The 18,735-nt window shown below is 69.3% G+C and carries 23 protein-coding genes; 13 read left to right on the top strand and 10 right to left on the bottom strand.

Features of this window, described 5'->3' with window-relative positions; all coding sequences use genetic code 11:
• Nucleotides 1-26: 26 nt before the first annotated feature.
• Genes MTE01_RS03460 through MTE01_RS03450 form a run of 3 tightly spaced genes read left to right on the top strand, consistent with a single transcriptional unit; the run spans nt 27 to nt 5,600 of the window.
• Nucleotides 27-1,532 (top strand): DUF3375 domain-containing protein, encoded by a 1,506-nt coding sequence (locus MTE01_RS03460; RefSeq protein WP_141375702.1) that lies wholly within the window; start codon nt 27-29, stop codon nt 1,530-1,532.
• Complete coding sequence (locus MTE01_RS03455) at nt 1,519-2,253, top strand: DUF4194 domain-containing protein (protein WP_371861590.1); 735 nt, start codon at nt 1,519-1,521, stop codon at nt 2,251-2,253. Before MTE01_RS03460 ends, MTE01_RS03455 begins: the two co-directional genes overlap by 14 nt.
• Nucleotides 2,250-5,600, top strand: coding sequence for an ATP-binding protein (locus MTE01_RS03450; protein ID WP_141375700.1), 3,351 nt, complete (start codon nt 2,250-2,252; stop codon nt 5,598-5,600). Before MTE01_RS03455 ends, MTE01_RS03450 begins: the two co-directional genes overlap by 4 nt.
• A gap of 61 nt (nt 5,601-5,661) precedes the next feature.
• On the opposite strand, the gene MTE01_RS03445 is transcribed toward MTE01_RS03450, so the two are convergent.
• Nucleotides 5,662-6,441: a hypothetical protein gene (locus MTE01_RS03445; RefSeq protein ID WP_141375698.1), complete on the bottom strand. Its 780-nt coding sequence runs from the start codon at nt 6,439-6,441 to the stop codon at nt 5,662-5,664.
• A gap of 2 nt (nt 6,442-6,443) precedes the next feature.
• Nucleotides 6,444-6,914, bottom strand: coding sequence for a hypothetical protein (locus MTE01_RS03440; protein WP_141375697.1), 471 nt, complete (start codon nt 6,912-6,914; stop codon nt 6,444-6,446).
• Between the two features lie 161 nt (nt 6,915-7,075).
• On the opposite strand from MTE01_RS03440, the gene MTE01_RS03435 reads away from it, so the two are divergent.
• Nucleotides 7,076-8,854, top strand: a complete 1,779-nt coding sequence (locus MTE01_RS03435) for a Na+/H+ antiporter (RefSeq protein WP_141375695.1) — start codon at nt 7,076-7,078, stop codon at nt 8,852-8,854.
• A gap of 29 nt (nt 8,855-8,883) precedes the next feature.
• Here MTE01_RS03435 and MTE01_RS03430 read toward each other — a convergent pair whose 3' ends face one another.
• A complete protein-coding gene (locus tag MTE01_RS03430) occupies nt 8,884-9,189 on the bottom strand; it encodes a hypothetical protein (RefSeq protein ID WP_141375693.1) in 306 nt (101 codons plus the stop codon).
• Between the two features lie 124 nt (nt 9,190-9,313).
• Between MTE01_RS03430 and MTE01_RS03425 the strand changes: the two genes are divergently transcribed.
• From MTE01_RS03425 to MTE01_RS03400, 7 genes are all read left to right on the top strand, one after another.
• The gene (locus tag MTE01_RS03425) at nt 9,314-9,709 is read left to right on the top strand and encodes a YbaB/EbfC family nucleoid-associated protein (RefSeq protein ID WP_141375691.1); all 396 of its coding nucleotides are present in this window, start codon (nt 9,314-9,316) and stop codon (nt 9,707-9,709) included.
• On the top strand, nt 9,706-10,023 hold the full coding sequence (locus MTE01_RS03420; protein WP_141375689.1) for a hypothetical protein: 318 nt from the start codon (nt 9,706-9,708) through the stop codon (nt 10,021-10,023). Before MTE01_RS03425 ends, MTE01_RS03420 begins: the two co-directional genes overlap by 4 nt.
• A complete protein-coding gene (locus MTE01_RS03415; RefSeq protein ID WP_141375687.1) occupies nt 10,020-11,315 on the top strand; it encodes a polymorphic toxin type 15 domain-containing protein in 1,296 nt (431 codons plus the stop codon). The genes MTE01_RS03420 and MTE01_RS03415 overlap by 4 nt, the downstream gene beginning before the upstream one ends.
• A gap of 10 nt (nt 11,316-11,325) precedes the next feature.
• Nucleotides 11,326-11,892: a GAD-like domain-containing protein gene (locus tag MTE01_RS03410; protein ID WP_170210601.1), complete on the top strand. Its 567-nt coding sequence runs from the start codon at nt 11,326-11,328 to the stop codon at nt 11,890-11,892.
• Nucleotides 11,889-12,419, top strand: coding sequence for an ankyrin repeat domain-containing protein (locus tag MTE01_RS03405; RefSeq protein WP_141375683.1), 531 nt, complete (start codon nt 11,889-11,891; stop codon nt 12,417-12,419). The genes MTE01_RS03410 and MTE01_RS03405 overlap by 4 nt, the downstream gene beginning before the upstream one ends.
• A gap of 84 nt (nt 12,420-12,503) precedes the next feature.
• Nucleotides 12,504-12,668, top strand: a complete 165-nt coding sequence (locus MTE01_RS16945) for a hypothetical protein (protein ID WP_170210600.1) — start codon at nt 12,504-12,506, stop codon at nt 12,666-12,668.
• 94 nt (nt 12,669-12,762) lie between these two features.
• Nucleotides 12,763-13,149, top strand: a complete 387-nt coding sequence (locus MTE01_RS03400) for an NUDIX domain-containing protein (RefSeq protein WP_218026315.1) — start codon at nt 12,763-12,765, stop codon at nt 13,147-13,149.
• Nucleotides 13,150-13,178: 29 nt separating this feature from the next.
• On the opposite strand, the gene MTE01_RS03395 is transcribed toward MTE01_RS03400, so the two are convergent.
• Entirely contained in the window at nt 13,179-13,574 is a 396-nt protein-coding gene (locus tag MTE01_RS03395) for a barstar family protein (RefSeq protein WP_141375681.1), read from the bottom strand.
• Nucleotides 13,571-14,362 carry a helix-turn-helix transcriptional regulator gene (locus MTE01_RS03390; RefSeq protein WP_141375679.1) on the bottom strand — a complete coding sequence of 264 codons (792 nt, stop codon included), beginning with the start codon at nt 14,360-14,362 and terminating at the stop codon, nt 13,571-13,573. Before MTE01_RS03390 ends, MTE01_RS03395 begins: the two co-directional genes overlap by 4 nt.
• 49 nt (nt 14,363-14,411) lie before the next feature.
• Here MTE01_RS03390 and MTE01_RS03385 point away from each other — a divergent pair, with 49 nt between their 5' ends.
• The gene (locus MTE01_RS03385) at nt 14,412-14,846 is read left to right on the top strand and encodes a DUF2000 domain-containing protein (RefSeq protein ID WP_103210573.1); all 435 of its coding nucleotides are present in this window, start codon (nt 14,412-14,414) and stop codon (nt 14,844-14,846) included.
• 244 nt (nt 14,847-15,090) lie between these two features.
• Here the strand turns inward: MTE01_RS03385 and MTE01_RS03380 are convergent, their stop codons facing one another.
• Both MTE01_RS03380 and MTE01_RS03375 read right to left on the bottom strand, forming a co-directional pair.
• Entirely contained in the window at nt 15,091-15,300 is a 210-nt protein-coding gene (locus tag MTE01_RS03380) for a hypothetical protein (RefSeq protein WP_103210570.1), read from the bottom strand.
• A 19-nt stretch (nt 15,301-15,319) separates the two neighbouring features.
• Nucleotides 15,320-15,679 carry a YnfA family protein gene (locus tag MTE01_RS03375; RefSeq protein WP_116238348.1) on the bottom strand — a complete coding sequence of 120 codons (360 nt, stop codon included), beginning with the start codon at nt 15,677-15,679 and terminating at the stop codon, nt 15,320-15,322.
• A gap of 137 nt (nt 15,680-15,816) precedes the next feature.
• On the opposite strand from MTE01_RS03375, the gene MTE01_RS03370 reads away from it, so the two are divergent.
• Nucleotides 15,817-16,029, top strand: coding sequence for an alternative tryptophan synthase beta-subunit (locus MTE01_RS03370; RefSeq protein ID WP_103210564.1), 213 nt, complete (start codon nt 15,817-15,819; stop codon nt 16,027-16,029).
• Between the two features lie 120 nt (nt 16,030-16,149).
• On the opposite strand, the gene MTE01_RS03365 is transcribed toward MTE01_RS03370, so the two are convergent.
• From MTE01_RS03365 to MTE01_RS03355, 3 genes are read right to left on the bottom strand one after another with little or no spacing between them, the layout of a single operon-like run.
• Complete coding sequence (locus MTE01_RS03365; RefSeq protein WP_116238349.1) at nt 16,150-16,830, bottom strand: pentapeptide repeat-containing protein; 681 nt, start codon at nt 16,828-16,830, stop codon at nt 16,150-16,152.
• Between the two features lie 25 nt (nt 16,831-16,855).
• A complete protein-coding gene (locus MTE01_RS03360) occupies nt 16,856-17,518 on the bottom strand; it encodes a response regulator transcription factor (protein WP_103210559.1) in 663 nt (220 codons plus the stop codon).
• The gene (locus tag MTE01_RS03355; protein WP_141375677.1) at nt 17,515-18,723 is read right to left on the bottom strand and encodes a sensor histidine kinase; all 1,209 of its coding nucleotides are present in this window, start codon (nt 18,721-18,723) and stop codon (nt 17,515-17,517) included. The genes MTE01_RS03360 and MTE01_RS03355 overlap by 4 nt, the downstream gene beginning before the upstream one ends.
• Nucleotides 18,724-18,735: the final 12 nt, after the last annotated feature.

Genomic DNA, 18,735 nt, shown 5'->3' with positions numbered 1-18,735 from the left:
GCCGTGCCGCCGGTAGACTTCAGCCAGTGAGCAGCACCCGAACCGAAGCCGCGTACCTGCGCTCGGTAACGGCGTTCAAGAACCCGACGCTCGACCTGCTGCACGGACGGTTCGCGCCGTTCGTCGTCGCGGTGCTGTCGATCGTCTTCACCCCCGACCGACCCGCCGTCGCGGTCGCCGACGCCCACGTCGAGGTGGCCGAGGCGATCGACGAGCTGCGCGCGGCGGGCATCGACACCGACGATGACCGGCGGATCCCCGCGGGTTCCGCTCGAGAGATCTGCCGCGGGTGGGTGCGCGTGGGGTGGCTCGGTCTGCAGATCGAAGACGACGTCGAGGTGTACCGGCTCTCGGCGCACGCGGTCGGCGCCCTCGAGATCGCCGGTCGCGCCGGCGGCGGGCGCGCGCGCGTCTCGCGCTCTCGCGTGCGGACCCTACTCGATGCCGTCGACCGGCTCGCGCGCGACGCCGAGAGCGACCCCGGTCGTCGCCGCGAGGCGCTGCTCGAAGAGAGAGCGGCCCTTGACGCCGAGATCGCCGCCCTCGACGAGGGCGTCGTCGAACCGCTCGACGACGATCATCTGCTCGAAGAGGCCGAGAACGTCATCCACCTCGCGCGAGAACTCCCCGCCGACTTCTCGCGCGTGGCCGAGTCGATCGCCGCGATGCAGCGCGACGTGGTCGCCGAGTTGCGTCGCGACGTGCGTCCCACCGGCGAGGTGCTGCGCGAGTACCTCGAGCGCGGGCGTCAGGTGATGCAGGCGACCCCCGAGGGTCGGGCGTTCCAGGGCGCGCTGCGCCTGATCGGCGACCCCGAGGACATCGACGACCTCACCGACCAGCTGCACGCCGTGCTCACCCAGCCGTTCTCGCGCCTGATGACCCCCGAGCAGCGCGGAGAGCTCGACGCGATCGCGCGCCGCGTCGAGGCCGGCGTGCAGGAGGTGCTCACCGCCCAGCGGCGGGCCTCGCACGTGATCACCGCGCAGGTGCGCACACACGACCCGATCCGCGACCGACACGTCGACGACCTGCTGCGCTCGGTCATGGCGGGGCTGCACCGCTGGAGCCAGACCCGCTCCCCCGGCCGCGTCGAGCCCGTGCGGACGCTCCCCCTCGCCGACATCGGGCACCTGCGTCGTTCCCTCAGCGACGTGCGTCCTCCCGGGGCGCCGGAGCCGTTGGCATCCGGGGACTCCGACGTCGAGTTCGTGAACGCCGACACGCGCGCGTGGGGCGGCCCGCACTACGCCGAGCTGGAGGCGTACGTGGCCACGCTTCCCGGTGGCTTCGACCTCGCGACGGCCTTCGCGGGAGCGGATGCCGAGACCCGGCGCCCGGTCGACCTCGTCGGTCTGCTCGAGATCGTCCACCGCGAGGGCCTGGTCGAGACCGACGACGTCTCGATCGTCGAGGCCGTGCGCCCCGACGGCACCACCCGGCGCTTCGCCTTCGGCGCGGTCACCGCTGCGCCCGCCCGCGTCTCGGACGCGGAACCCCCGACTGCCACAGAAACGGATGCCGATGACTGACATCGACCCGTCCGCCCCTGACACGGACACCCCCGCCTTCATCGCCCCGGTGGCGATGGAGAACGACCCCGACGCGCTGTTCGCCGGCGATCGCGGCATCCTCGACGCCGACGTGCGGCGCGTGCTCGTGCGCATTCTGCAGCGCCGCTTCCTCGTCGCAGAGAATTCCCCCGCCGAGTGGAAGCTGCTGCTCGAGCATCAGCAGATGATCGAGTCGCGCCTGAACGACCTGTTCGTGCGCCTCGTCGTCGACCACGCCCGCGGGGTCGCGTACAAGGAGCAGGTCCGCAGCGACGACGTCGACGTGCCGATCCTGCTGAAGGACGAGGCGTACTCGCGCGCCGAGACGCTGGTGCTGGTGTACCTGCGGACGGTGTTCCAGCGCGAGACGACCGCGGGCACGGCATCCGCCCGCGTCGACGTCGAAGAGGTGGAGCAGACCGTGCTCACCTACTTCAGCGAAACGGATGGCACGCGCGCGAGCCAGCAACGCGCCGTCCGCACCGCCATCGCCCGTCTCGATCGCGAGGGCATCATCGAGGAGGAGTCCGAGGGGCGCTACCGCATCGGGCCGCTCATCGAGATCGTGCTCAGCGCCGAGGTGCTGCGCGATCTGCAGCGGTGGTTGGAGGAGCAGACACGGGATGCCGACACCCCGACGCCCCTGACCGACGACGCCGACGCCGTGGCATCCGGAATCCTCGAGGAGGAGCGCGCATGACCATGCTCGAGACGCTGTTCGGGCTGATCCCCGCCGCCTCCCGCGGGCAGCAGTGGGTCGCCGAAGACCTGCAGCTGATCAACTGGGGCGGATACGACGGCACGCACCGCGTGCGCTTCGCGCCGACCGCGACGCTGCTGTGCGGCGGATCGGGCTCGGGCAAGTCCACCCTCATGGATGCGTACGTCGCGCTGATGATGCCGCACACGACCCCCTTCAACGGCGCCTCGAACGGTGCCGTCGTGGGTCGGCCGCGCGGGCAGGAGCAGCGCAACATCCTCTCGTACGGCCGCGGCAAGCTCGACGAGTCGCGCACCGACGAGGGCACGAAGGTGCGGGTGCTGCGCGGCGACGGCGTCGACACGTGGACCGCGATCGGCATGACCTGGGCCGACCACGACGGCGCACGGTTCACCGCGGTGCGGGCCTGGTACTTCCCCGCCGCCGCCCGCACGCTCGACGACGCCGTCAAGGTGCGCGCGAGCGTGCACGGCGCGTTCGACCTGCGCCAGCTCGAGCGGGCGGCACAGAGCCACCTCTCCGACTCCGCGGTACGGGCCACGGGCCTCGACACCCTCGCGACCGACCGCGAGTTCTCGGCGCGGCTGCACGCGGTTCTCGGCATCGGGGCGGCGGGAGCGGGGACGAAGGCGATGAGCCTGCTCGCGCGCATCCAGGCCGGTCAGCAGATCACCACCGTCGACGACCTGTACAAGCGCATGGTGCTCGAGGAGCCCGAGACGCTCGCGGTCGCCGACGCCGTCGTCACGCACTTCGACGGCCTCGAATCGACGCGCACGCGCATGCTCGAAGCCCGCCAGCAGGTGCGGGCGCTGCAGCCCATCCGCGGGATGAAGACACGCATCGACGACGCCGCCGAGCGCCTGCGCCTCATCGACGCGCTCGGGCGCCTCGGCGACCCCGACTCGCGCGCCTCGCTCTGGCGCGCCCAGCGCCGGGTCGACCTGCTCGGCGCCGTCGAGGCCGAGCTGCGTGATCGTACGCACGCCACCGATGCGCTCGTGCGCGAACGCCAGGCCCTCGCCGACGCCGCCGAAGCGGAGCGCGAGGGGCTCGGCGACGTGCTGCGCGCGGCCGGCGGCGATCGACTCGACGCCGCCCAGCGCGAGCTGCGGAACCTCGAGCGGCGCCTCGCCGGCATGCAGCGCGACCGCGAGCGGTTCGAAGCGGCGCTCGCGGTGCTGTCGACCGAGGTGTCGTCCGAGAAGCAGTTCGCCGCGCTCGTCGAGGAGGCCCGGCAGACCCTGGGCGACGCGGATGCGAAGGCCGCCGTGCGCGACGCGTTCGTCGCCGCGAGCAGCCGGCACACCGATCTGCGCCAGCAGCTGTCCGCCCTCGAGACAGAACACCGGCGCACGCAGACCCGCGACGACAACATCCCCCCGCGCCTGCACGAGGCCCGTGAGGCGCTGGCCGAGGCCGCCGGGCTGACCGCCGCCGAGCTGCCGTTCGTCGCCGAGCTCGTCGACGTCCGCACCGAGTTCGAGCCCTGGCGCGGGGCGTTCACGCTCGCCCTGGGCGGATTCGCGACGACGCTGCTCGTGGATGCCGCACACCTGGCATCCTTCCGCTCCGCGATCGACGGCGTTCGACTGTCGGAGCGCCTGCGGTTCGAGGGCGTGTCGACCGACCTGCCCGAGCGCACCGGGCTCGACCCCGCGACGCTGCCGGGGCGCCTAGAGTACCGGCGCTCCCCCTTCACCGGGTGGCTGCAGGACCGGCTCGATCAGCAGTTCGCCTTCGTCTGCGTGGATGCCGCGGCCGAATTGTCGCGGCACCGCATGGCGCTGACGATCTCGGGGCAGACGAGCCAGGGCGCGCGCGGTGCTCACGGCGGGTCGATCCGTCACAGCGTTCTCGGGTTCTCCTCCCGCGTGCGGCTGACAGAGCTCGGCGAGCAGATCGTCACGATGCGCCGGGATCTGACCGCCGCCAAGGCCGCGGTCGACGAAGCCGCGGCCGCGCTCGACGCGTTCGACGACCGGCGCGGCGCGTACGAGAAGATCGAGGACCTGACCTGGGACCAGGTCGACGTGGCATCCGTCCAGCGCGAACTCGACCGCTGGAACGAGACGATCGTCGAGATCACCGCCGGAAACCCGCGGATCGCCGAACTGCAGGAACAGATCTCGGGCACCCGTGCCCGCGCCGCGCGTCTGCGCGAAGAGATCGGCGGGGCCAAGACCGAGCAGCAGGCGCTCGCGGCGCGGTGGGCGCAGATCACCGACGACGTGGATGCCGCGCACGTGCGTCTCGAACACGCCGAGGACGCGGGGCTCACGCTCACCGACGACGAAGCGGGCTATCTGGACAGCCTCTTCGTGGCGCCCGGTTCGTCCGACGCCACGCCGTCACAGCAGCTCGCCCGATTCGACGCGGCCCTGGAGTCGGCGTCGAAGCGTCTGCTCGAGGAGCAGCGTGCGGCGCAGGAGACGTGGGCCGACCAGCGCGAGAGCCTCCGCCGCACGATGACCGCGTTCACCGACCGGTGGCCGAGCCCGAACCTGCTCGCCGACCCCGACGAGTCGCTCGGCGACTTCGAGCGGATCCTCGCCGATCTCGAAGCCAGCGGGCTGCACGAGCTCGAGGCGGAGTGGCGCGACTCCTTGCTGCGCCTGTCGGGCAACGACCTCACGAGCCTCGACTCCGCTCTCACCCGGGCCCTGCGCGAGATCCGCGAGCGGATTGCGCCGATCAACGACATCATGCGGGACCTGCCGTTCTACGACGACGAGCACCGGCTGCAGATCGTGCCGCGCGAGAGCCAGTCGGAGGTGCGCAAGCGCTTCCGCCGGGAGCTCCGCGACGTGCGAGCCGCGATCGACGCCGCCTCATCGGATGAGGAGCGCGAAGCCGTGTACGGGCGGATGGCGCGGCTCATCGGCCGCATCCGGCCGACCGCACCCGACTTCGCCGACCTCGTCGACGTGCGCAACCACGTGCGGGTCAGCGCCGAGCGCTTCCGCGCCGACACCGGCGAGCACGTCGCCCTCTATGACCACATCGGCGAGAAGTCGGGAGGCGAGTCGCAGGAGCTCATCGCCTTCATCGTCGGCGCTGCTCTGCGCTACCAACTCGGGGATGCCGGTTCCGAGCGGCCGCGGTACGCCCCGGTGTTCCTCGACGAGGCACTCATCAAAGCCGACGCGCACTTCACCAAGCGCGCGATCGGCGCGTGGCGCGGCCTGGGCTTCCAGCTCGTCATCGGTGCCCCGAACGACAAGTACAGCGCGATCGAGCCGCACGTCGACGTCGAGTACGACATCCTCAAGGACACCCGCGGACGATCGTGGGCGAAGGCGAAGGTGGGGCTGGCGGCGGAGTGAGCGCCGCGAGGGCTCGCGGGGTCCGCGCTCGCGGTATCGCGGGATTCCTGCGCGCCGCCGGTCAGCGCTCGAGAGCGCGAAGAGAGTCGTCCACTCGGCGAAGGACCATGGGGCCCTTCTCGCTCAACTGCGAACGAGCCGCCGGATCGTTGCGGAAGTACCGGACGACGGTCGCCACCTGATTGGGGTCTGAGCCGAGCGCGAGCATCGGTGCCTCGACGCGCGGGCCAGCCCCCGCGGCGATGAGGTGAAGCTTGGCGACCGGACCCGAGCCGACCCCGACCTCGGCGAGCTCATCCCACGACCAGTTCACTCGACCTCTACCCCGGATGCCTGTGAGACCTTCCGGCGTCAGATGCAGACCGGCGGGCTCGCGCGGACGCAGAGCACTCACGACGAGTACGCCGACGCCGAAGAGGCCCAGGGCATAGGGCGCGCGGGTCAGGAGGAACGACGGCATGGTTGCAAGGTTCCCGGCATCCACCACGATCTGGGCGATTGCGGGAAGAAGGAGCAGCGCTCCCCACACGAAGGGCACCGCGGTCGCCGCCGGAGTCGGACGGAACCAGATCCCGGATGCCGACTGGTCGACGCGCAGGAGGCGTTCCTGGATCGTGCGGAAAAGCACATGCAGGCACGCCGCCGCCCCGAGGATGGTGAGGGTCAGCGCTCCCATCATCAGGCGCAGCCCGACCCGGTCGTCGGCGACCGCCATGAGGACGGGGAGGGCGGCGAACAGAACGACGACGGCGACGAGCCAGGTGGGACGCCGACCATTCGGGAAGACGGGGATGCGCGGGTCGGTGGACGGAAGTCGGGGAGACATCGTGCTGATGGCCACGGTCAGTTCGCTCCTTGAGACGGCTGCGATCGGGGGGACGGGGGAACATACCCTTCCAACCTCGGCTGACGCCCGGTGAAGCAGTCGTCGACGGTTTCGCGTGAGTCCAGGGGGACCGCGGCCTCCCACAACCACCTGGCACCGGCTCCAATGGCAAGGCCGCCGATGACCGTTCCGCCGATGACCCACCCGACCGGGTTGCTTCCAAGGGCGGCTGCCGCAGCTCCACCGGCCGCCGCAGCTCCGGCACCGCCGGCCATCCCTCCCGCGATCTCCGCGATGCCGGAGCTGAGCGAACCGCCCTCTGCGACATCAGCGGCGAGGGAGACGACGTCGATCACGTTGCCGGCGAGCTTCTGGACGACGGCAAGTCGCCCGCGCCTATCGGGATCGTCCGCGAGAGGCAGGTAGAGAGCGGGTGGCACGATGACCTCGCGCCGCATCGTGTCTCCGCTGTTTCCGACGAGCGACATCAAAGATCCCCGATCGCCGAACGTCTAGCCAGACTAGTGCGGCCGTAAAGGATCGCCCGTAGGTTGCCCGTGGACACTCCTGCGAACGCATGGGCAAGAAATCGGGAATGTCCACGCACATCTCTACGCTGTGCTCAGGGGCACGGCGGAAGGCGGCAGGCATGCAAGGACTCGAAATCACGGTTCTGCTGGGATTGGCGATGCTCGTGGGCACCGTCCTGGCTCCCCGACTGCGCGTCGCGACACCGCTCGTGCTGCTGGTCATCGGCCTCGCGCTCGGCTTCATCCCCGAGCTCCGTCAGATCGAGCTCCCGCCCGAGACCGTTCTCCTGCTCTTCCTGCCCGTCATGCTGTTCCGCGAGGCGTGGACGACCTCTCTGAGGTCGGTGCGCCGGTCGCTGCGCTACATCATCCCGATGAGCACGCTTCTCGTCGTGGCATCCGCTTTCGCCGTCGCCGGGGTCGCGACCTGGATGGGGGTGCCGTGGGAGGCAGCCCTCGTGCTCGGTGCGGCAGTCGCTCCGCCCGACGCCACGGCCGTCGCAGCGCTCGGACGTCTGTTGCCCGCCAAGACCTTCATGAAACTCAAGGCCGAGAGCCTCACCAACGACGGCACCGCGCTCGTGCTCTACGCGATCGCCGTCGCTCTTCTGCTCGGCGATCAGATCACGCCGCTGCAGATCACCGGCATGGTGCTGCTGTCGTACCTCGGTGGCGCGGCGGCGGGTATCGCGGTGGCGGCGGCCGCCTTCTTCGCCCTGCGCCGCATGCAGTCGACGCTCACGATCAACCTCACGATGGTGCTCGTCCCGTTCGTGTCATTCCTCATCGCCGAACTCGTCGAAGCCTCAGGGGTGCTCGCCGTGGTGTTCGCGGGTCTGATCATGGCGTGGGTGTCGCCGCGCATCACCACCGCGATGTCGCGACGAGCGGCGGATGCCACGTGGCCCTTCGGCGTCTACCTGCTCAACGGTGCGCTCTTCGTGCTGATCGGGCTCGAGGTGCAACTCGTGCTGCACGAGATCTCGGGGTCGGAGATCGGTCTGCTGCTCCTGGTCACCGTTGCGGCGTGGATCGCCCTCTTCGTGGTGCGGTATCTGTTCCAGTGGCTCTTCTCGCCGTTCTCGCGACCCGCCGCCGGGTCATCGCGGTCGCTGAGGCATCGATCACGCGTGGTGAGTACGGTGGCGGGATTCCGCGGCGCCGTATCGCTCGCGATCGCCCTGTCGGTGCCGGTCACCACGGCCGAGGGCGCACCCGTGGCAGGTCGCGACGCCATCGTGTTCGTCACGGCGGGTGTGATCGTGCTCACCCTGCTCGTCCAGGGCCCCCTGCTGCCCGCCGTGATCCGGTGGGCGAAGCTTCCGAACGACGACGCCGCGATCGAGGAGTACGAGCTCGCCGAGCGCGCGATCTCGGGTGCCGCCCTCGCGGCCCTCGACGATCTGGCGACCGAGCACGGCATCAGCGATCGCGTGCGCGACCGTGCGCGACGCGAAGGCTACGAGCGTCTCGAGCTGGCGAACGCCCGCGCCATCGCGCGGCAACGCGCGATCGAAGAGCGTGACCTCGCCGAGCTCGACGCGTCGCTCGGCGATGACCCGTCATCGACGGGACCGGTGCCGCCGGATGGTCCCGAAGCCGAGCGTCGCCGCGCGGGCGCCGACAGCACGGCGGACAGCCCCGACGAGGCAGCGGCCTTCACCGGGCCCCTGCAGATGATCGCCGTGAGCGACGACATCGACGTCACCCAACGTTCTCCTCTGCTACGCCACAAGGAAGCGCAACGACTGCGGCTTGCCGTCCTCGAGCGCAAACGCGAGGTGCTGCTGCGCCTACGCCGCGAGGGAACGATCGACGACCTCGTCGCGCGGAAGATCCTCGCGGGCCTCGACCTCGAGGAGATCCGCACGCGGGGGCTCGAGAAGGCGAGCGAGTAGGGGGATCGGCGGGATGTCCCGCGTCGTAATCAGCCTCCGACGGGACGGAGCACGTCTGCTGCGCGGTTGAGCGCCGCCTCTCCCCCGGTCTCGAGCACACCGCGCTCTTCGGGATGGTCGCGGAAAAAACGGACGATCGCCGCGAGCTGATTGAGATCGGCGCCGAGGTAGCACATCGAACACGTGACCGGCACGTACCCGTCGATCATCGTGAGTGACAGCGTCGCGGGCGGCGGCCCGGTGACCGTGACCTCGCCCACCAGGTCCCACGGCCCGTCGGCGTCGCCGCGCGCGCGGGTGCCCTGCAGGCCGTCGACTGAGCCAGGCGCTCGCACGCGGATGAGACGATTCTCATCCTGTTCGACGGCTTTCCGACCTAACCTCGTCTGTGGATAAGTGACGATTGCCGCGCGTTGTGGAGGAACGTCTGCCGCGTGTGGCCTGGGGTGGGGGCGCAGCGTGTACGGATCACCGGAAGAGACGCTCGCGCGGATCGAAGAAGATACGCGTCGGGCGCAGGAACGCGGCGAGAAGCTGCCCATGCTCCAGGCCGCGATCGCGGATGTACGGGCGAAAGCCGTGGCACGCACCCGGGACATCTCGGTCGAGGTGGACGCGGCGGGGGTCATCCGTGACCTCGAGATCGCGGACTCGGCGCTCGACCGCGGGGGCCGACGCGTCAGCGCCGAGGTGATGGAGCTGGTCGCGAAGGCGACGAAGAACGCCCGCGTTCGCACCCTGGAGGTGACCACCGAGATCATGGGCGAATCCGACCCCATCGTCGGCGTCGTCGCCGCGGAGCTCATTCCCGACCAGGAAGACGACGGAGTGACGCGCCGAGGAGGGCTGCGATGAGCCAGCAGATCCGGATGGATTCGGACATTCTGCTGCAGCACGCCTCGCGCGTGCAGCAGCTGGCCTCGGATGCTGCCGAGGCCGCATCGGCGATTCAAAGCGTCAACCTCGGCGGAGGGGCGTTCGGCGTTCTCTGCGCCTGGATCGTTCCCCCTGTCGGAATGGTGTCGGGGGCGGTCTCTCAGCACATCAGCGGCGCGGAGGGCGTACTCGAACGCACGGGGCAGGAGTTACGCGGAGTCGTCGCCGACTTCGACACGTTCGAAGAGACCGTCATCCAGGTGACGAAGCACCTCGAGGGAGGCCTTGGATGAGCAACTCGCTCGTGGCGGCTCCCGTGGACACGACGTCCGCGTTCTCGGGCGCGTTCCTCATCACCGACGGGCAGGCTCTGGCCGATGCCATCCAGAGTGGTAACTGGGTCGAGGGAGGGATCGCGGGATTCTCGGCCGCGATGGACACCGTCGCCGCCGTGATGGACCCCATCGGCACGCTGATCGCCAACGGCCTGGGGTGGCTGCTCGACCACATCGAGCCGCTCAAGGGGTGGCTGAACGATCTGACCGGAAACGCGGCCGAAGTGCAGGCATTCGCCGCGACCTGGAGCAACGTGGGCGCCCGGATGAGCGAGCTCGGCGTCACCGCGCAGAACCGGCTCGCTGACCTCGACGGACTGTCGGGTGAGACCATCACCGCGTACACGGCGCACGTGCAGGGGCTGTCGCAGCACCTGACGACGTCGGGCCAGTGGGCGGGGGCGATCTCGACGGGACTGTCGATGGCGTCCTCTCTCGTGCAGATGACCCACGATCTCGTGCGAGACGCCATCAGTCAGATCGTCGGCATGGCGATCTCGGCCGCCATCACCGCGGTCGCGACGGTCGGCCTCGCGACACCCGTGATCGCCGCGCAGGTCGGTTCGCGGGTCTCTGCGCTTGTGCCGCGCATCAGCAAGACCATCACCACGGTCGTCAACGCCTTCACGAAGCTGCGCGGGCTCGTCGACGAGCTGAGTGGCATGGCGGGCAAGGCGCTGCAGTTCCTGACGAAGTGGGCCGGGGGCAACAAGGGCTCCAGCACGGTACACGCCGCGGAAACTGCAGCCGAGAGCCTCGTGCGCCATCCGACTCAGTTGAACGTCGACTTCACGTACAACCCGAAGCACAGTCGCCCCGAGTGGGATCGTCAGATCACCAACGCTCAGGACGTCTTGGACAACACGACGTTCGAGACATGGCTGCAGCGAAGGGATGAGTTCACGGGGGACCGCTCGAGCGCAGTGAAGGCCGAACAGGCCGCGGTGAGAGAGGTCGCCCTGAGTGACGCGATCGCCCAGCGCGTGCGGTCTGGCATGCCGTACGACGAGGCGGAGCAAGCTGCCCTTGAGTGGATGAAGTCTCAACATGCCATCCATCGGTTGGATGCTGTGGCTGGCGGGGATCCCCTCGACTTCGACGGAGTCGGGGATGCCGCTGTCAACTCATCAATCGGTTCTCAGTGGCGGTCACGCGTCCCGGATCTCGAGCAAGCGGTTAGAGACATCGCTGCGACTATGACGCCGGAGCAACTCCGGAACACCCTCCTCAACATCAAACTCGGCGGATAGGATTTCGATGATGAGTGTCGAACTGTTTAGAGATTTCGTGCCGGTTGCCCCGGTTCCCGAGGCGGTCATCGACCGATACCGCCCGTCGGTAGAGCCGGCTCTCGTCGAGCTGTGGCAGGCGCAAGGATTCGGCCTGGCTGCCGACGGGTTCCTGCGCGTGGTGAACCCGGATTACTACACCTCGATGATCGGAGAATTTCTTCCCCGGTCGGACATGATTCCGGTCCTCGCCACGGCCATGGGGGACGTGGTGGTCTCGTTCGACGGGAAGTACCGCGTCCTGCAGTTCCGCTATGCCCGGGCCACCGGCGGAGTCGGATCGAGTCTGGACCTCATCGGACTGTTCGCAGCCCAGGAGAGCTGGCTCAACAGATTCATGGACTACGCGCCGTACGCCGAGGCTGCCGTGACGTATGGCTCACTCAACACCCTCGAGGATTTCGATTACATCTATGCGTACAAGCTTCCGTTGCCTGCAGGAGGTCCAGAAGGGGTCGAGTACCTGACCCGTTCCCGCATTTTCGAGCACATCGCGTTCACCACGCAGCTTGCGGGGCCGATTCCGTTTGCGAGTTGATCATCGATCTCTTCGCAACCGCCTCTAGGGAACCCGCACACACCTTCTTTTCACTCTTTCGCCCCGGCGACGCTCAAAAGGTGGACGCGAGAGGACGTGGGCTCCTGCTGCAGGCACTCGCCAATAAAGACCTGCCGAGTAGATACAGCCTCGGCCACTTCTTGCTCGACGAGGGCGCCCCCCTCACGGCTGGTGATGGTGGGGCAACCGCTCTTCACGTCCTCTTCGGTCAGGTCTCCCACGACGTCGGAGAAGACGCGCGCATCGCGCGACGTCTGATCGATGCCGGCGCCGATATCAACGCGCTGGACGAGAACGGACGCGTCCCTTTCCTCGAAGTCCTCAACATGAAGTACAGCGACGAGGACCTGAATCCGATCTACGACCTGTGGTTCGAGCGTGAAGATGCCGATTTCACGTTGGTATCGGTACACGGAGTGTCCCCGATCAGTTTCGCCAAGAAGCTCCCGTTCCGCGGCTCCGTCGTGGACCGGATGGAGAGCTATGTCCGCGCGCATTCGCGATGACGTGACCCCTCAAACGCATGTCGTCTCCGCGGCCGCGTCGCACTGCGTCGGTCGTCGCTAGCGGGCCTGCCCGAGGAGAAACTCATGGACATTTTTCTCACCGCCTACCTGAGGCCCGTCGCGGACTTCCTTGCGACGTACCGAACCGGAGACGCCACCCGGCTTTCCCCTCTGACCGCCGCCACGAAGCTGCCCTATCGGAGCGCGATCCTGGCTCGGATGAACGAGCATCTGCGCGACCATGCCTGATGTCGACCGGACCGAAGAATCCCGGCACGCCCCTTCACGGATCCGCGTGAAAGCCATGCTCGTCGTCCCTCACCCTGGTTCACCGGCCCACCTTGTGAGCGCCCACGCCCCGACCCTCGAGAACCCGCGGGGCTTCCATCGCCTGATCGGCGGCAGCGTCGAATTCGGCGAAACGCATCGCGAGGCGATCGTCCGCGAGGTCGAGGAGGAGCTCGGTGCGCGCATCACGGATCTGACCTACCTCGACACGGTCGAGAGCCTCTTCCGCTCCGACGGCGAGAGGGGTCACGAGATCGTCGCGCTCTACTCCGGTGGACTCGATCCCTCGCCCGGAGAGCACGGCGGCAGCCTCACCGAGTCCGACGGCTCCGTGGTGCCGGTGGTCTGGCGACCGATCGATGCCGAGACCGATGCCGTTCCCCTCTACCCCGCGGCCGCGGAGCGTCTGGTTCGATCCGTCCTCACCCGCAACGCGCGGTGAGCCTCACCCTGCGGCCCCCGTGCGCCGACTCAATCGAGCACGAGCTCGATGTTCCCGTGATCCCGGAACACCCGCACCACCAGCTCGAAGTACGTCTCTCCCACGCCCGCCTCGAGCGCGTCGAGGGCGCGTTGAGCGGTGGCCACGGAATACACCTGCGGCCGAGCGAGCTTCGCGCGGTAGTACTCGCGGGTGGCCTCCACCCCCAACGCTTCTCGAGCGACGTCCGAGCGTTCCCACACCACCCGCACCGGTTCCGCCCCGTCGAGCACCCCGAACCCGCCGTACAGCAGGTCGTCGAGGGCATTCAGGCTCTCCCCCAGCGTCCAGTCCTCGTCGGGCATGAACACGCGGTTCAGTTCGGAGTACAACGACGGGATGCCGTGGACCGCCGCACCGTCGATCTCGATGGTGCGCGGGGTCATGGCATCCCTCGTCCGGAGCCGGCGAAGACCGCCGGAGTGACGCCCAACACCCGGCGGAAGTGACGCGTGAGGTGGGCTTGATCGTGAAAGCCCGTGCGGGCGGCGACCTCGGCAGGCCGGCCGCCGTCGACGAGCATGCGGCGCGCGGCGTCGACCCGACGCGTCACGAGATAGCGGTGCGGGGCGATGCCGTAGGTCTGCGAGAACACGCGCACCAGGTGGCTGGGGTGCGCGTGCAGTTCACGGGCGGCGTCGGCGAGGGTGAACGACTCCCCCCACCGGTCGTCGAGGAACGAGCGCAATCGCCTCGCCAATGGCACATCGGCGAACACCGCCGCCTCCGACCCCGCGTGCGACAGCACGGCCTCGCGAACGGCGATCAGCCAGTGCTCGGCGGCGAGTTCGTCTCCGGGATGCCGGAGCGCCGCGTGGATCCTTTGTGCTGCGGCCACCGCCGAATCGCGGGCGAGGGTCGGCCGTCGCGCGATGCGCGCCGCCGTCGCTTCGGACAACCAGTCGCCTGACAGGTACAGCACGCGCTTGCGGTACCCCTCACCCGCGCGCGCCGGACGCCCGTCGTGCGGGATGCCCGGCGGCAGGAGCGTGACCGCCGCGGGCACCGCCTGATGCGCCGCGCCGTCGAGACCGTACGACACGGCCCCGCGGTCGACGAGCATGACGGCCCAGTCGTCGTGCGTGTGCACGGGATAGGCATGATCGAGATCGGCGTGGTACGTCTCGCGCAGGAACGGCACCTCGGGATGCCAAGCCCGTACGCGATCGACCATGCAAGAAACGTACAAGACGCCTCCGACACCGCGGGCCGAAGCTGGATCCATGACCGATGTGATTGACCCGCCCCGTTTCGACACGAAGGTGGTCGTCTTGCTCGCAGCCGACCTCGCCGCGTGGCAGGAACTCAACGTGACGGCTTTCCTGATGTCGGGGATCGCCACCAGCGCCGACGGCCTCGTCGGAGAGCCCTACCGCGACGCCGACGGCACGACCTACCTGCCGATGCTGCGCCAACCGGTCATCGTGCTCACGGGCGACAGCGACGCCCTGTCCCGAGCACGGGCCAAGGCCGCCGCACGCGACGACGTCGCCCTGGCGATCTACACCCGCGAGCTCTTCGGGACGTCGCACGACGCCGCCAACCGCGCCGCGGTCGCCGCCGTCACGGCATCCGATCTCGATCTGGTCGGCATCGCCGTGCGCGGTCCCCGCAACGTCGTCGACCGGGTGGTCAAGGGGGCGACGTTCCACGAGTGAGCGGACGACGAAGGGCCGGACGCCCACAGCATCCGGCCCTCTCGTGCGAACCCCGCTCGGAGGTTCCGGACGACTAGTTGCCGCCGTTGATCACCGACAGGTACGAGCCGAAGGGGCGCGCGGTGTCGAGATCGGCGAAGTCGTCGGCAAGGCCCTCGTGAGGCGTGTTCTCGTTCTTCATGGATCAAGTGTCCGCGAGAGACCCTCGCCGCGGAGGGCGCTTGACAACCGCCTAATATCTCGCCTAGCTAACTACTCTTCCCTCGAGAGACTGGATGCGCTGCTCGAGGAACGCGATGTAGTCGGCCATGTAGGCGAGCTTCGCCTCGAGCCGGTCGAGCCGCGGACTGATGTGGGCCTGGTTGGAGTGCAACGGGGTCTTGAGGGGCACGTCGGCGTCGATCTTCGCGAGCACGGTACGCAGCGGGTTCGAGCCTTCGGCGGCAGTGGTCATGGCGCCAGCGTAGAGCGCCTCACGCTCCCGCGGGCTGATCCGTCCCTGCCAGCGCAGGCGCGAGCATAATGATCGCCGCGCCCACCAGCGCGACAGCCGAGCCGACGTAGTCCCACACCGTGGGTCGGAACCCGTCGACGACGATCCCCCACGCGAGCGAGCCCGCGATGAACACCCCGCCGTACGCGGCGAGCACGCGCCCGAAGTTCGCCTCGGGCTGCAGAGCGGCGATGAACCCGTAGGCGCCGAGTGCCAGGATGCCGAGCAGCCCGAGCCACCAGCCGCGGTTCTCGCGAACGGCCTGCCAGACGAGCCACGCGCCACCGATCTCGGCGACCGCGGCTAGAGCGAACAGGATCACGATGCGCGCGGTGGTCATCGCGACATTATCGGGGGTGTCGCTGCGGCTCCCCTCGTGACCGACCGGGTTACGCCGGAAAACCGGCAGATGACGGGTGCGAAACATTTGAGACGTGTGCGATTCACGGGCGCTACGGTTCCCCTCAGGAGGCATCCATGACTCGACCCCGCACGGTGACCCACACCTACACGCTGGCGGGCGGCTGGCAGAAGACGCACCACGCACCCTTGACGGCGGAACTCGCCGAGAACCTGCGCCGCTCCGGCGTCACCATGGTCCGCGCACGCCGAGGGATGTTCGACAGCCGCGAGATCTCGCTTCGCGACTACCCACCGCGGCGAGCGGAGGCGCCCGTCGTCCCGCGCTGAGAATCGTGAGGGAGCGGGGCGGAGACGGCCGACCGCCGAGGCCTCCCTCCCGAGCTTCGACGTGAGGACCACCCGTTCCGGCGAGGGAGTGCGCGCATGATCCGCACATGAGACCCCGGGTCAGTGCGCCTCGCTGCGGACGCGCGGCTGCTCCCCCTCGAATCTCGCTCGAGAGATGGAGTCCGGGTCCCAAGAACCCCCCTCGAATCGACACTCGGAGAACGTCGCCGCACCGAAATCCGACTGCGTGACGACCGTGTGCCGGAACCGGCAGTCGACGAATGCTGCCTGTCGCCACTGCTGTCCCGTGAATCGGGCACCTTCGAAGTCGCACCCGCGGAACACCACACCGCGACCCCCGCTCGTCGTGGTCGCCCGCAGGCTGCCCTCGAAATGCGCACCCGCGAAGGTGCAGTGGTCGAACACGGCTCTGTCCATGAGGACATGGCGGATCTTCGTCTCGACGAACAACGTGTCGATCACCCGCGTCCCCAGCATGGTGGCGCGCTCGATCGTGGAGCGGGTGAAGTCGCACGCCGAAATGGTGGCGTCGTTGAACGTGCTCCCGAGACGCGCGAAACGGAAGTCGACGCGTTCGAGATGGGAACCGCGCATCCACGCGCTCCACAATTCGGGAGCCGCGGTGATGTTCAGGGCGACGCCGGCGAGATCAGTGCCGCGCAACTCCACCGGGGTCGCTGTGTCCAGGAGCGTGTCGATGAGGTCCTGGCGATCGATCCGGTAGTTCTCCCGTTTCCAGCGCCGACGGAGCTCACCGATCTCTTTCGTCGTGATCGCCACCACCCGATCATACGAGCGAGAACAGTCAGCGACCGGGACGGAGCAGCCCGCTCTCGTACGCCGCGATCACAAGTTGCGCGCGATCGTGAGCCCCGAGCTTGAGCATCGTGTTCTTGACATGCGATTTCGCCGTGTGCGGCGAGATGAACAGCTCCCCGGCGATCTCGTCGTTCGAGCGTCCGCGGGCGACGAGCAGCAGCACCTGGCGCTCGCGATCGGTCAACGCCTCGAGCGACGCAGGCGCGCCCACCTGCGCGGGCGCCGCGCGCACCCAGGTCTCGATCAACGCGCGCGTCGCCGCCGGCGAGAGGAGGGCTCCGCCCTCGTGCACCGCCAGCACGGCGCGGACGATGTCGTCGGGCTCGGCACCCTTGCCGATGAATCCGCTGGCCCCGGCCCGCAGGGCCGAGACGACGTACTCATCCTCTTCGAAGGTGGTCAGGATGAGCACGCGGGTGTCGGTGAGGGCCGGGTCGGCGCAGATCACCGCGGTGGCGTCGATGCCGTCCATCCGCGGCATCCGGATGTCGCACACGACCACATCGGGTCGGAGGCTCCGGGCGAGCGCGACAGCCGCTTCGCCGTCGGCGGCCTCGCCCACGACCATGATCCCTTCGGCCGCGTCGAGCAGGTCGCGGACGGCGGAGCGGATGAGCGACTGGTCGTCGACGACGAGGACGGTGGTCACGGGGCGGTCTCCGAACGAACGGGGGCGGGGAGGGGAAGACGCGCCGCCAGCCGGAAGCCGCCGGGGGCGACACCGGCGGCGAGCTCTCCGCGCACGGCGTCGACGCGCTCGCGCAGGCCGAGGAGCCCGAACCCCGATGTCGGCGGCGCGTCCTCGGGGTCGGAGACGCGATCGAGCGGGTTAGTCACCACGATCTCGAGCGCACCTCCATCGCGACGCATCAGGACGTGCGCGCGGCGCGCGGCGCCGTGCTTCACCGCGTTCGTGAGGCCCTCTTGCACGACGCGGTAGGCCACGATGCCGATTCCGATCGGGATGCCGGAGGCCTCGGCATCCGTTCCGATCTCGTCGCGCACCACGACGTCCCACCCCGCCACGCGCACCGACTCGACCACCTCGGGAACGCGCGCGAGCCCGGGTTGCTCGAGCGCCGCGGCCTCGTCGGGAGCGCGGAGCACGCTGAGCATGGCCCCGATCTCGCCGAGCACGTCGCGCGAGGTGGTGCGGATGGTGGCGAGCGCCTCGCGTGCCTTCTCGGGCCGCGTCTCGAGCGACGACGATGCGACGCCGGCGTTGAGGCTGATCACCGAGATGCGGTGCGCGACCGCGTCGTGCAGGTCGCGAGCGATGCGCAGGCGTTCCTCGGTCACGCGGCGGCGGGCCTCGGCCTCGCGGGTCTCTTCGGCCCGTCGTGCCCGTTCCTCCACCGCCTCGACGTACGCGCGTCGCGATCGGGATGCGTCGCCGACCGCGCCAGCGAGCGCGAGAGCGAGGGCCACCTGCAGAAAACGCGTGTCCGTGCCGGTGACGAGCGTGATCGCGATGCTCACCCCCGCCACGATCGCCACGGCCACGAGACCGGCCGGGACCGACACCCGGCGGGTCGTGCGCTGGGCGACGGCGTACATCGAGACGATCAGCGCGAGGGTCGCACCGGGCGAGAGGGTCCCCAGGCTCAGTGCCCCCAGGTACAGGGCCGCGCACGCGGCGAGCGCGACCCGAGGACGCACGCGTCGCAGCGGCAGCACCGCGGCCGGAAGCAGCACCAGAACGAGGGCGAGGGTGTTGGCGGGGCGCATCTCGGCGACGGGGATCGGGGCGAACGCGGGTCCGACGATGAGGAGGGCGAAGCCGAGGTCGACGAGCCACGGACGCGCCGACCGCATCGCGCGGCCCGCGGGCATGGTCGATCCGGGGGCGCTCACCCGACCAGTCTG

The sequence above is a fragment of the Microbacterium testaceum genome (assembly GCF_006539145.1).
Classification (GTDB): Bacteria; Actinomycetota; Actinomycetes; order Actinomycetales; family Microbacteriaceae; genus Microbacterium; species Microbacterium testaceum.
The sequence above is the reverse complement of the archived record's forward strand: the minus strand, read 5'-3'. Positions and strand labels throughout refer to the sequence as shown.

What these genes read in the sequence shown, in the direction of transcription:
- MTE01_RS03455 (WP_371861590.1), top strand. Translation starts at nt 1,519, where the DNA reads ATGCCGATGACTGACATCGACCCGTCCGCCCCTGACACGGACACCCCC.
- MTE01_RS03450 (WP_141375700.1), top strand. Translation starts at nt 2,250, where the DNA reads ATGACCATGCTCGAGACGCTGTTCGGGCTGATCCCCGCCGCCTCCCGC.
- MTE01_RS03440 (WP_141375697.1), bottom strand. Translation starts at nt 6,914, where the DNA reads ATGTCGCTCGTCGGAAACAGCGGAGACACGATGCGGCGCGAGGTCATC.
- MTE01_RS03435 (WP_141375695.1), top strand. Translation starts at nt 7,076, where the DNA reads ATGCAAGGACTCGAAATCACGGTTCTGCTGGGATTGGCGATGCTCGTG.
- MTE01_RS03420 (WP_141375689.1), top strand. Translation starts at nt 9,706, where the DNA reads ATGAGCCAGCAGATCCGGATGGATTCGGACATTCTGCTGCAGCACGCC.
- MTE01_RS03415 (WP_141375687.1), top strand. Translation starts at nt 10,020, where the DNA reads ATGAGCAACTCGCTCGTGGCGGCTCCCGTGGACACGACGTCCGCGTTC.
- MTE01_RS03410 (WP_170210601.1), top strand. Translation starts at nt 11,326, where the DNA reads ATGAGTGTCGAACTGTTTAGAGATTTCGTGCCGGTTGCCCCGGTTCCC.
- MTE01_RS16945 (WP_170210600.1), top strand. Translation starts at nt 12,504, where the DNA reads ATGGACATTTTTCTCACCGCCTACCTGAGGCCCGTCGCGGACTTCCTT.
- MTE01_RS03395 (WP_141375681.1), bottom strand. Translation starts at nt 13,574, where the DNA reads ATGACCCCGCGCACCATCGAGATCGACGGTGCGGCGGTCCACGGCATC.
- MTE01_RS03390 (WP_141375679.1), bottom strand. Translation starts at nt 14,362, where the DNA reads ATGGTCGATCGCGTACGGGCTTGGCATCCCGAGGTGCCGTTCCTGCGC.
- MTE01_RS03385 (WP_103210573.1), top strand. Translation starts at nt 14,412, where the DNA reads ATGACCGATGTGATTGACCCGCCCCGTTTCGACACGAAGGTGGTCGTC.
- MTE01_RS03380 (WP_103210570.1), bottom strand. Translation starts at nt 15,300, where the DNA reads ATGACCACTGCCGCCGAAGGCTCGAACCCGCTGCGTACCGTGCTCGCG.
- MTE01_RS03375 (WP_116238348.1), bottom strand. Translation starts at nt 15,679, where the DNA reads ATGACCACCGCGCGCATCGTGATCCTGTTCGCTCTAGCCGCGGTCGCC.
- MTE01_RS03370 (WP_103210564.1), top strand. Translation starts at nt 15,817, where the DNA reads ATGACTCGACCCCGCACGGTGACCCACACCTACACGCTGGCGGGCGGC.